Here is a 12406-nt window from a genome sequence, read left to right as displayed (position 1 = left end):
AGGAGTAACGGGAGCGACGGGAGTGACAGGAGCAACGGGCTCAACGGGAGTGACGGGTTCAACAGGAGCAACGGGTCCGACGGGAGCAACAGGAGCAACGGGCTCAACAGGAGCAACGGGTCCAACGGGAGCGACAGGAGCAACGGGCTCAACAGGAGCAACGGGTCCAACGGGAGCGACAGGAGTAACGGGAGCAACAGGTACGAGTATCACGGCGACGTATGCATTTGCAAATAATACGTCGGGAACAGCGATATCGGTACTTCTTGGTGGAACAAATGTCCCACTTCCAAATAATCAAAACATCGGTCCAGGAATTACTGTTTCTGGTGGGAACACAGTATTTACGGTTGCAAATGCTGGGAATTATTATATTTCATATACGATTAATATAACGGCTTCATTATTAGTCAGTTCACGGATTACAATTAATGGAGCACCACTTGCTGGGACGATCAATGCTCCTGCGTTAGCAACCACATCATTTAGTGCAACAATTATTACAACTCTTGCAGCAGGAGATGCTATTAGTTTGCAACTATTTGGTTTGTTAGCTGTTGCCACATTATCAACAACTACACCAGGAGCTGTGTTAACGATAATAAGATTAAGCTAAATAATAACTCTCTTATTCTTTTATAGATTAGGAGAGTTTATACATATAATAAGAAGTTAATGGAGTGAAGCATAGTTATATAAAAGTCAGAATATTATGATTGTAACGCTATGGCGACTATAATATAATGAAAACAACCATCATGAATGAACATTCATTTATTTTTTATGTATTTGAAGGGGGAATGAAGGTGGAAAAACCATGGTTGAAAAGTTATCCAGAGGAAATTCCAAGTACGATTTCTTATGATATTCAGCCGCTTCATGGATATGTGGAACAGGTGGCTTCTCGTTATCCAGAAAAGAAAGCGCTTCACTTTTTAGGGAAGGATATTACATTTTCAGACTTCCACGATAAGGTGAAAAGGTTTGCAAATTATCTTCAAAAGCTAGGTGTGGAAAAGGGTGATCGAGTTGCTATTATGTTGCCGAACTGTCCGCAATCTGTAATTGGTTATTATGGTACATTACTTGCGGGAGGTATCGTAGTACAAACAAATCCACTATATACAGAAAGAGAATTAGAATATCAGCTTCATGACTCGGGAGCAAAAGTAATTCTTTGTCTCGATTTAGTGTTTCCAAGAGTAACGAATGTTCAAGCTGCTACAAAAATTGAACATATTATCGTAACCCGTATTGCGGACTTTTTACCTTTCCCTAAAAATTTACTTTATCCATTTGTACAAAAAAAGCAGGCAAATCTTGTGGTGAATGTGTCGGAAAGTGAAACGATTCATCTATGGAAATCAGTAGAACGAGAAAGTAATGTTAATGTTGAAGTTCCTTGTGATCCTGAAAATGATCTAGCTCTTTTGCAGTATACAGGGGGAACAACGGGATTTCCAAAAGGGGTTATGTTGACGCATAAAAACCTTGTTTCGAACACTTTAATGGGAGCTCATTGGCTATATAATTGTAAAGAAGGAGAAGAAGTAATTCTTGGTGTTCTTCCGTTCTTTCATGTGTATGGGATGACAGCTGTAATGAATTTAAGTATTATGCAAGGATATAAAATGGTGCTGATTCCGAAGTTTGATATGAAAATGGTTTTTGAAGCAATAAAAAAACATAAAGTCACACTATTTCCAGGGGCACCAACCATTTATATTGCTCTATTAAATAGTCCCCTCTTAAAAGAATATGATATTTCTTCTATCGAGGCTTGTATTAGTGGATCTGCCCCGCTTCCTGTAGAAGTACAGGAAGAGTTTGAGAGAGTTACAGGTGGAAAATTGGTAGAAGGTTATGGATTAACGGAGTCGTCGCCAGTTACACATGGGAATTTTTTGTGGGAAAAACGCGTGCCAGGAAGTATTGGTGTGCCGTGGCCAGATACAGAGGCAAACATTATGTCACTTGAAACTGGAGAGGCTTTACCTCCGGGTGAAATTGGTGAGATTGTTGTAAAGGGTCCTCAAATTATGAAAGGGTATTGGAATAAGCCAGAAGAAACAGCAGCTGTATTACAAGACGGATGGCTCCATACAGGGGATGTTGGTTACATGGATGAAGATGGATTTTTCTATGTGAAAGATCGTAAGAAAGATATGATTGTTGCGAGTGGATTTAATGTGTATCCTCGTGAAGTAGAAGAAGTATTATATGAGCATGAAAAAGTGCAAGAAGTAGTGACGATTGGAATTCCCGATCCGTACCGAGGAGAAACAGTTAAAGCATTTGTTGTGTTAAAAGAAGGTATGGAGTGTTCTGAGGAAGAATTAAACCAGTTTGCGCGTAAATATTTAGCGGCTTATAAAGTGCCGAAAGTATATGAGTTTAGAGAGGAACTGCCGAAAACGACAGTCGGAAAAATTTTACGCCGTGTCCTAATAGATGAAGAGAAAAGAAAGAATGAGGATGAGCAAACGGGCTAAGGCCCTTTCTTTTTGAAAAAATAGGATTGACACTTTTCTAAATAGTCAGTATTATAAGAATATGAATGACTATTCATTCAGTCATCTTCTTGAAGGGGACAGTAAAGTGAAGAAAAATAGACCGAAATACAATCAAATTATTGATGCAGCAGTCATTGTGATTGCAGAGAATGGATACCATCAAGCGCAAGTTTCTAAAATTGCAAAGCAAGCTGGGGTAGCTGATGGCACGATTTATTTATATTTTAAAAATAAAGAAGATATATTAATATCCTTATTCCAAGAGAAGATGGGAGAATTTGTTGAAACAATTCGTCAAAAAACAGCAGGAATTGAAAGCGCTGTAGCGAAGTTATTCATGTTGGTAGAAACGCACTTCTTGCTGTTGTCGCAAAATGATCCTCTTGCTATAGTTACGCAATTAGAGCTAAGACAGTCCAATCAAGACTTGCGCCTTAAAATAAATGAAGTATTAAAAGGCTACTTACAAGTTATGGATGAGATTTTAGAAACAGGTATAAAGCAAGGTGAATTCCAGGCGGATTTAAATGTTCGCGTGGCAAGACAAATGATCTTTGGAACAGTGGATGAAGTTGTGACCAATTGGGTAATGAGCGATCATAAGTATGATCTGGTCGCACTTTCGAAAACGGTACATGGGCTACTTAGTGCAGCTTGTGGTTATCGTCAATAATGGGAGGGATCATGTTGAAATTCCTATCTGTAAAAGTTGAAGACCATATTGCGGTGGCGACGCTAAATCATGCGCCAGCTAATGCAATGTCTTCACAAGTTATGCATGACGTTACTGAATTAATCGATCAAGTGGAAAAGGATGATAACATTCGTGTTGTTGTTCTACATGGTGAAGGGCGTTTCTTCTCAGCTGGAGCAGATATTAAAGAATTTACATCTGTTACTGAAGCGAAGCAAGCGACAGAATTAGCACAGCTTGGACAAGTTACGTTTGAGCGTGTTGAAAAATGTTCAAAACCAGTTATTGCGGCAATTCATGGAGCGGCACTTGGCGGCGGCCTGGAGTTTGCTATGTCTTGCCACATGCGCTTTGTAACTGAAAGTACAAAGCTTGGTTTACCTGAATTAACACTTGGATTAATTCCTGGTTTTGCAGGTACACAGCGTTTACCACGTTATGTTGGTAAAGCGAAAGCTTGTGAAATGATGTTAACAAGTACACCAATTACTGGTGCAGAAGCATTACAATGGGGGCTTGTTAACGGGGTATTTTCTGAGGAATCTATTTTAGAAGATACGCTTAAAATTGCAAAACAGATTGCTGGAAAAAGTCCAGCAACAACTCGTGCTGTGCTAGAGTTATTACAAACGACAAAATCGTCTCATTATTATGAAGGTGTACAGCGTGAATCACAGATTTTTGGTGAAGTGTTTACGAGTGAAGATGGAAGAGAAGGTGTAGCAGCGTTTTTAGAAAAACGTAAGCCTTCATTTAGTGGTAGGTAGTCCAATTATTTTTTTTATATAAATTAACAGAATTTTAAAATTGATAGAATCTTTCTGAAAAACAAGGGGGTAAATGGAATGAACATCTACGTACTCATGAAACGAACATTTGATACAGAAGAAAAAATCGTAATTAAAAACGGTGCAATTTATGATGGCGAAGCGGAATTCATCATCAACCCTTACGACGAATATGCGATTGAAGAAGCAATTCAAGTAAGAGATGCACAAGGTGGAGAGGTTACTGTTGTAACAGTTGGTGGCGAGGATAGTGAGAAAGAACTTCGTACTGCGTTAGCGATGGGCTGCGATAAAGCGGTATTAATCAATATTGAAGATGATGTTGAAAACGGTGATCAGTTCACGACAGCAAAAGTACTTGCTGAATATTTAAAAGATAAAGAAGTAGATTTAATTTTAGGCGGGAACGTTGCGATTGACGGCGCATCTGGACAAGTTGGTCCACGCGTGGCTGAAGCGTTAAACATTCCATACGTAACGACAATTACAAAGCTTGAAATTGACGGTACAAATGTGAAGATTGAGCGTGATGTTGAAGGAGATACAGAAGTAATCGAAACATCATTACCAGTTTTAGTAACAGCGCAACAAGGTTTAAATGAACCGCGTTATCCATCACTTCCAGGCATTATGAAAGCGAAGAAAAAGCCACTAGAAGAAGTAGAATTAGATGATTTAGATCTAGAAGAAGATGATGTGGAAGCAAAAACAAAAACAATTGAAATCTATTTGCCTCCTAAGAAAGATGCAGGAAAAGTGTTACAAGGCGAGCTGCAAGATCAAGTAAAAGAACTTGTATCGTTGCTCCATACAGAAGCGAAAGTAATCTAATAAAATACGAAATTATATATGCAGGAGGGAAAATCTATGGCTCGTAAAGTATTAGTAATGGGTGAAGTTCGTGATGGATCGCTACGTAACGTTTCGTTTGAAGCGGTAGCAGCAGCAAAAACAATTGCAGAAGGCGGTGAAGTAGTAGGTCTTCTAGTTGGAGACAGCGTTGCCTCTTTTGCAAATGAATTGATTCATTACGGTGCAGATCGCGTTGTGACAGTTGAAAATGATAAATTAAAATCATATACGTCTGATGGTTATGCGCAAGCGTTTTTAGCTGTATATGCTGAAGAAAATCCAGAAGGTATTGTATTTGGACATACAGCACTTGGTAAAGATTTATCACCAAAATTAGCAGCAAAGCTTGAAGCTGGTTTAGTTTCTGACGTAACTGCTTTAGAAGTTGAAGGTGGAAATGTTATCTTCACTCGTCCAATTTACTCTGGTAAAGCGTTCGAGAAGAAGATTGTAACAGATGGTATCTTATTTGCGACAGTGCGTCCAAATAACATTACAACGCTTGAAAAAGATGAGTCTCGCAGTGGTGATGTATCTTCTATTACAGTTGATGTAAAAGATTTACGTACAATCATTCAAGATGTCGTCCGTAAAACTGCAGAAGGTGTTGATCTTTCTGAAGCGAAAGTTATTATCGCAGGTGGACGCGGTGTGAAGAGTGAAGAAGGATTTAAACCATTAAAAGAGTTAGCTGACGTATTAGGCGGCGCTGTTGGGGCATCTCGTGGTGCTTGTGACGCTGAGTATTGTGATTACTCATTACAAATTGGTCAAACTGGTAAAGTTGTTACGCCAGACCTATACATTGCGTGCGGTATCTCTGGTGCGATTCAGCATTTAGCTGGTATGTCTAACTCAAAAATAATTGTTGCGATTAATAAAGATCCAGAAGCAAGTATCTTCAAAGTAGCTGACTATGGTATTGTTGGTGACCTATTTGAAGTTGTACCTCTTTTAACAGAAGAATTTAAAAAGTTAAAAGTACATTCATGATTTGAGTACCCTTGAGTTCTAAGTGAAGTACCCCTATATATAGAAAAAGGTGAGGGATCCCCTGTCTCTCACCTTTTTAGTATTTAATCCGTATTTTTATATAGTATAAAGGAACATTTTTTTGTTACAATACATAACGATACATATTATTCGCCACGTATATAAGTTAATGATATACTCTTGGTAGAATATACTTGAAGGAGGAAATAAAATGGCAATTGTAAACGCAAATGACCAAAGCTTCGCAGCTGAAACTAGCGAAGGTGTTGTATTATTAGATTTCTGGGCACCTTGGTGTGGACCTTGTAAAATGATCGCTCCTGTATTAGAGGAAATTGATGCAGAACTAGGCGAAAAAGTAAAAGTAGTAAAAGTAGACGTTGATGAAAACCAAGAAACTGCTCGTCAATTCGAAGTAATGAGCATTCCAGCTCTTTTCGTATTAAAAGACGGTAAAGTAGTTGATCAAGCGTTAGGTTATAAACCGAAAGAAGCGTTAGTAGAATTAGTTTCTAAACACTTCTAAAATAAAGAGGCTACCATTTGGTAGCTTTTTTTATTTTCTTTTTTATAACCTTTCAGTTACAATAAAAGAACGTATGTTGGGTGTTTTGGCATAGTATGTTTTCATGTGAAAATAAAAATGCTAAGCATGTAGAAATGGAGGGTGACGAGTGCACGAACATTTGAAAGAGAAGTTGGCTATTTTACCAGATCAACCTGGTTGTTATTTAATGAAAGATAAGCAAGGAACGGTTATATATGTCGGTAAGGCAAAAGTACTAAAAAATCGTGTGCGCTCGTACTTTACTGGTTCACATGATGGGAAAACACTTCGGCTTGTAGGAGAAATTGTTGACTTTGAATATATCGTAACCTCCTCAAATTTGGAGGCTCTTATTTTAGAGTTAAATTTAATAAAAAAGTATGATCCAAAATATAATATTCAATTAAAAGATGATAAAACATATCCTTTCATTAAAATTACAGCTGAAAAACAGCCACGCTTACTCATTACGCGAAATGTAAAAAAGGATAAAGGAAAGTATTTTGGTCCTTATCCAAATGCGCAATCAGCTCATGAAACAAAGAAATTATTAGATCGTATGTATCCGCTTCGTAAATGCTCAAATATGCCAGATAAAGTTTGCTTATATTATCATATGGGCCAATGTTTAGCGCCTTGTGTGAAAGAAGTAACGGAAGAGCAAAATAAAGAAATTGTAGATGAAATTATTAAGTTTTTAAATGGTGGACATAAAGAAGTTCGATCAGAATTAGAAACAAAGATGTATGAGGCTTCAGAGAAACTAGAGTTTGAACGGGCGAAAGAGTTGCGCGATCAAATTGCTCATATTGATGCGATTATGGAAAAACAAAAAATGATTATGAGTGACTTAGTGGATCGTGACGTGTTTGGATATGCGGTTGATAAAGGATGGATGTGTGTTCAAGTTTTTTTTGTTAGAAAAGGAAAGTTAATTGAGCGTGATGTTTCTATGTTTCCAATCTATGATGAACCAGAAGAGGGATTTTTAACGTTTATCGGTCAATTTTATGAAAACAGTAGTCACTTTAAACCGAAGGAAATTGTCGTTCCAGGAAGTATAGATTCAGAATTAGTAGAGCGCTTTCTAGAAGTTGAAGCGACACAGCCGAGACGTGGTAAGAAAAAAGATCTTGTAGAATTAGCAAATAAAAACGCAAAAATTGCACTAGAAGAGAAATTTTACTTAATTGAACGTAATGAAGAGCGGACGGTTAAAGCCATTGATAATTTAGGGAAGCAGCTTGGTATTGAAACCCCATATCGTATTGAAGCATTTGATAACTCGAATATTCAAGGGACAAATCCCGTTTCCGCAATGATTGCTTTTATCGATGGGAAACCAGCAAAGAAAGAATATCGGAAATATAAAATTAAAACGGTTCAAGGTCCTGATGATTACGAATCTATGAGGGAAGTTGTAAGACGCCGTTATACGAGGGCGCTTAAAGAGAATTTACCTTTACCAGATTTAATCATTATTGATGGTGGAAAAGGCCATCTGGCCGCTACAAGTGATGTTCTGGAGAATGAACTCGGATTATATATTCCAATGGCAGGGCTTGTAAAAGATGACAAACATAAAACATCACATTTAATCATTGGAGATCCGCCTGAACCTGTGATGCTTGAGAGGAATAGCCAAGAATTTTATTTATTGCAACGCATTCAAGATGAAGTGCATAGATTTGCAATTACATTCCATCGCCAGTTGCACGGGAAATCGGTCATTCAATCAGCATTAGATGATATTCCAGGAATCGGCGATAAACGCAAAAAGGTATTGTTAAAACATTTTGGCTCGTTAAAAAAGATGAAAGAAGCTTCCATAGCTGAATTTGTCGAAGCAGGTATGCCGAAAAATGTTGCAGAGACGATATACACTTATTTAACAGATAAGAAGACGTTGTAGTTTACAACGTCTTCTGTTTTTTGGTATAATTTCTGAAGATTTAAAATAAACTCATCTGAATGAATATACAAAAAAGTCAACTAAACTTATATGTCTAGTTGACTGTAGATAGATGCTACGCTTCAATGAGATCTTTAATATCCCATTTAACAAGAAATGTAATAGAGTCTGAACGTTTCTTTTGTTCTTCGTAGGACTCTGCAACGACGTTTCTTTGTCTTTGAATTTGCTCGGCGATAAATCCAGCTTCTAATTGATAAGAAGAATGTCTCTTTTGTTTTTGACGCTCAGTAATAAGCGTACCTTTAAGTTGGAACTGCATTTCACGACGTTTATGTTCAACGATGCTTAAAGTGCCCCAACCAGCTTTTTCAAAAAACTGAATGACTTCTTCAATTGTTTCTAGCGGATATTTTCTTGCAAGGTTTCTGCCGGACCAGTATAAAATACCGTCTAAATCGTTACCAATTAAATCAGGTAGTAATTCTTCACGTAGCAATTCATAAGCGAAGGCGTTCAATGAAACATCTTCTAAAGATGTTATATCGATTGTATTTTTGCTCACAATATTCCCCTCTTTCTATAGGGATTATTATATAACATTTTTCATTTATAAAAACAGATTTTTCTTTAGGGAAATCTGAATATCTAAGAAGAAAAAAAGAATTGGCAAATTATATGCAAATTATGTATACGTTTTCTTGACGCTTCGACAAAAATAGGGGTAAAATGAACTTGTTATCAAATTATGCTGAAATATTTCGAATAATTTTTTCAGTTTTTCTTATGCCAATAGTGAAAAAACATTATTGTTGTAAATTAATCTGAAAACAGCAGTCAAACATTCAAGGGGGTAATGGGGACATGAAAGGCCGCGAGTATACGTTTCGTAAGTGGCACTCATTAATGGGGGTCATCCCGGTTGGTGTCTTTTTGACGCAACATCTAATTGTAAACAACTTTGCAACAAGAGGAGCAGAGGCTTTTAACAAAGCTGCAGGCTTTATGGAGCTCCTTCCATTCCGGTATGCGCTAGAAATTTTCATCATCTTTTTACCTATACTGTACCATGCTATATATGGCTTATATATTGCATTTACAGCTAAGAACAATGCGGTATCTTACGGTTATTTCCGTAACTGGATGTTCGTCTTCCAAAGAATTTCAGGTATCGTTACGCTGATTTTCATTTCTTGGCACGTCTGGGAAACTCGTATTCAAGCATTGTTAGGTAAAGAGGTAAACTATGATATGATGGCAGATATTTTAAACAACCCATTTATGTTTGGTTTCTATTTAGTTGGTGTTGTTTCAACGATTTTCCACTTTGCAAATGGACTATGGACATTCTGCATAAGCTGGGGAATTACAGTATCTCCACGTTCACAAAGAATCTCTACTTATGTAACATTAGCTATTTTCTTAGGTCTATCTTATGTAGGTGTGAGTGCATTATTAGCGTTCATCGATCCACAGCTAGCAAACCAGTAAGGAGTGGGAGAGCATGAAAGGGAAACTTATAGTAGTCGGCGGTGGCTTGGCCGGCTTAATGGCAACGATTAAAGCGGCAGAAGCAGGAGTAAATGTTGAACTATTTTCTTTAGTACCAGTAAAACGTTCACATTCTGTATGTGCCCAAGGTGGAATTAACGGTGCCGTAAATACAAAAGGTGAAGGGGATTCTCCATGGATCCACTTTGACGATACAATTTATGGTGGGGACTTCTTAGCGAACCAACCGCCAGTTAAAGCGATGTGTGAAGCAGCACCAGGTATTATTCATTTAATGGACCGCATGGGTGTTATGTTCAACCGTACGGAAGAAGGACTTCTTGATTTCCGTCGTTTTGGTGGAACACAACATCACCGTACAGCATTTGCTGGCGCAACAACTGGTCAACAATTACTATACGCATTAGATGAGCAAGTACGTCGTCATGAAGTAGCGGGACTTGTAACGAAATACGAAGGTTGGGATTTCTTACGAGCTGTTGTTGATGATGAAGGTGTGTGCCGAGGAATCGTCGCACAAGACTTACAAACTATGGAGATTAAAAGTTTCCAAGCTGATGCCGTGATTATGGCAACAGGGGGCCCTGGTATCATCTTTGGAAAATCAACTAACTCTATTATCAATACAGGTACAGCAGCATCTGCTGTATATCAACAAGGTGCATATTATGCGAACGGTGAGTTCATTCAAATCCATCCAACGGCAATTCCTGGAGACGATAAGTTACGTCTTATGAGTGAATCCGCACGTGGTGAAGGTGGGCGTGTTTGGACATATAAAGATGGTAAGCCATGGTACTTCTTAGAAGACAAATATCCAGCTTACGGAAACCTTGTACCTCGTGATATTGCAACTCGTGAAATCTTTGATGTTTGCGTAGAGCAAAAACTAGGTATTAACGGTGAAAACATGGTATATCTAGATCTTTCTCATAAAGATCCGAAAGAACTAGATATTAAACTTGGTGGAATTATTGAAATCTATGAGAAGTTTACAGGTGATGATCCTCGTAAACTACCAATGAAAATCTTCCCAGCGGTTCACTATTCAATGGGCGGACTATGGGTTGATTACAAGCAGATGACAAGTATTCCAGGTTTATTTGCAGCAGGTGAGTGTGATTATTCTATGCACGGTGGTAACCGCCTTGGTGCAAACTCACTATTATCAGCAATTTACGGTGGTATGGTAGCAGGACCAAACGCAATTGAGTATATGAAAGGTCTTTCTAAATCATCTGATGCTGTTTCATCTACTGTATATGAGCAAAATGAATTAATCGAAACAGAGAAATTTAACAATATTTTAACGCTTGATGGTAACGAAAATGCGTATGTTCTTCATAAAGAGCTTGGAGAATGGATGACAGATAACGTTACAGTAGTTCGTGAAAATAAAAAGTTACTAGAAACTGATGCGAAAATCGAAGAGTTAATGGCACGTTACAAACGCATTAACATTAACGATACAGCAAGATGGAGTAACCAAGGTGCTTCATTTACACGCCAACTTGCAAATATGTTCGAGTTAGCGCGTGTTATTACAATTGGCGCATATAACCGTAATGAAAGCCGCGGAGCGCATTACAAACCAGAATTCCCAAATCGTGATGATGCAAACTTCTTAAAAACTACGATGGCGAAATTTGAGGGAGAAGGAAAAGCACCAGCATTCCATTACGAAGAAGTGGATGTTTCATTAATTAAACCACGTAAACGTGACTATTCTTCAAAACACGATGTAGCTGCTAAGGGTGAAGAGAAGGGGGATAAACAACATGTCTGAGAAAACAATCCGCCTCATCATTACGAGACAAGATGGACCAGATGCACAAGAATTTGACCAAGAGTTTGAAATTCCGTATCGTCCAAATATGAATATTATTTCAGCGTTGATGGAAATTCGTCGTAATCCTGTTGATTCAAAAGGGAACCAAACGACTCCGATTGCATGGGATATGAACTGTTTAGAGGAAGTATGTGGTGCTTGTTCGATGGTGATTAACGGAAAACCACGTCAATCATGTACAGCTCTTATTGACCAGTTAGAACAACCAATTCGCTTAAAGCCGATGAAGACATTCCCAGTTGTACGTGACTTACAAGTTGATCGTAGCCGTATGTTTAACGCGTTAAAACGTGTTAAAGCTTGGATTCCAATCGATGGTACGTATGACCTAGGACCAGGACCAAGGATGCCAGAGAAAAAGCGTCAATGGGCATATGAACTTTCAAAATGTATGACATGTGGTGTTTGCTTAGAGTCATGTCCAAACGTAAATAGTAAATCTGACTTTATTGGACCAGCACCGTTATCACAAGCTCGTTTATTCAACTCACATCCAACGGGTGAAATGCATAAAGCTGATCGCTTACGTGCAATTATGGGAGATGGAGGACTTGCAAACTGTGGTAACTCTCAAAACTGTGTGCAATCATGTCCGAAAGGTATTCCATTAACAACTTCAATTGCGGCATTAAACCGTGATACAACAATTCAATCGTTCAAAGATTTCTTTGGTAGCGACAATAACTATTAATAAATATTGCCTCTTCATGTTGAAGAGGCAATATTTATAACTTTATTTTTCTGTT

General features: G+C 38.1%; 12 protein-coding genes. 11 read left to right on the top strand and 1 reads right to left on the bottom strand.

Features of this window, described 5'->3' with window-relative positions:
* The 8 genes from BAQ49_RS13975 to uvrC form a co-directional block, all read left to right on the top strand.
* Positions 1-616, top strand: a 616-nt coding sequence (locus BAQ49_RS13975) for a BclA C-terminal domain-containing protein (protein ID WP_131802719.1), incomplete at its 5' end; no start/stop codon positions are given.
* A 190-nt stretch (positions 617-806) separates the two neighbouring features.
* Entirely contained in the window at positions 807-2492 is a 1686-nt protein-coding gene (locus BAQ49_RS13970; RefSeq protein ID WP_071745804.1) for a long-chain-fatty-acid--CoA ligase, read from the top strand.
* A 106-nt stretch (positions 2493-2598) separates the two neighbouring features.
* Positions 2599-3186, top strand: coding sequence for a fatty acid metabolism transcriptional regulator FadR (locus tag BAQ49_RS13965; protein WP_000742219.1), 588 nt, complete (start codon positions 2599-2601; stop codon positions 3184-3186).
* A gap of 11 nt (positions 3187-3197) precedes the next feature.
* On the top strand, positions 3198-3974 hold the full coding sequence (locus tag BAQ49_RS13960; RefSeq protein WP_002088868.1) for an enoyl-CoA hydratase: 777 nt from the start codon (positions 3198-3200) through the stop codon (positions 3972-3974).
* Positions 3975-4052: 78 nt separating this feature from the next.
* A complete protein-coding gene (gene etfB, locus BAQ49_RS13955; RefSeq protein ID WP_001029036.1) occupies positions 4053-4826 on the top strand; it encodes an electron transfer flavoprotein subunit beta in 774 nt (257 codons plus the stop codon).
* Positions 4827-4862: 36 nt separating this feature from the next.
* Entirely contained in the window at positions 4863-5840 is a 978-nt protein-coding gene (gene etfA, locus BAQ49_RS13950) for an electron transfer flavoprotein subunit alpha (RefSeq protein ID WP_071745803.1), read from the top strand.
* Positions 5841-6051: 211 nt separating this feature from the next.
* Positions 6052-6366, top strand: coding sequence for a thioredoxin (trxA, locus tag BAQ49_RS13945; protein WP_001018943.1), 315 nt, complete (start codon positions 6052-6054; stop codon positions 6364-6366).
* Between the two features lie 148 nt (positions 6367-6514).
* Positions 6515-8299: an excinuclease ABC subunit C gene (gene uvrC, locus BAQ49_RS13940; RefSeq protein ID WP_071745802.1), complete on the top strand. Its 1785-nt coding sequence runs from the start codon at positions 6515-6517 to the stop codon at positions 8297-8299.
* Between the two features lie 115 nt (positions 8300-8414).
* Here the strand turns inward: uvrC and BAQ49_RS13935 are convergent, their stop codons facing one another.
* Complete coding sequence (locus BAQ49_RS13935; protein WP_071745801.1) at positions 8415-8864, bottom strand: YslB family protein; 450 nt, start codon at positions 8862-8864, stop codon at positions 8415-8417.
* 299 nt (positions 8865-9163) lie between these two features.
* Here BAQ49_RS13935 and sdhC point away from each other — a divergent pair, with 299 nt between their 5' ends.
* Genes sdhC through sdhB form a run of 3 tightly spaced genes read left to right on the top strand, consistent with a single transcriptional unit; the run spans position 9164 to position 12351 of the window.
* A complete protein-coding gene (gene sdhC, locus BAQ49_RS13930) occupies positions 9164-9790 on the top strand; it encodes a succinate dehydrogenase cytochrome B558 (protein ID WP_002015407.1) in 627 nt (208 codons plus the stop codon).
* Between the two features lie 13 nt (positions 9791-9803).
* Positions 9804-11597, top strand: a complete 1794-nt coding sequence (gene sdhA, locus BAQ49_RS13925; protein WP_071745800.1) for a succinate dehydrogenase flavoprotein subunit — start codon at positions 9804-9806, stop codon at positions 11595-11597.
* On the top strand, positions 11590-12351 hold the full coding sequence (sdhB, locus tag BAQ49_RS13920) for a succinate dehydrogenase iron-sulfur subunit (RefSeq protein ID WP_001291830.1): 762 nt from the start codon (positions 11590-11592) through the stop codon (positions 12349-12351). Before sdhA ends, sdhB begins: the two co-directional genes overlap by 8 nt.
* The last annotated feature ends 55 nt before the right edge of the window (positions 12352-12406 follow it).

Origin of the sequence: Bacillus proteolyticus, assembly GCF_001884065.1 — a bacterium.
Taxonomy (GTDB): domain Bacteria; phylum Bacillota; class Bacilli; order Bacillales; family Bacillaceae_G; genus Bacillus_A; species Bacillus_A proteolyticus.
The sequence above is the reverse complement of the archived record's forward strand: the minus strand, read 5'-3'. Positions and strand labels throughout refer to the sequence as shown.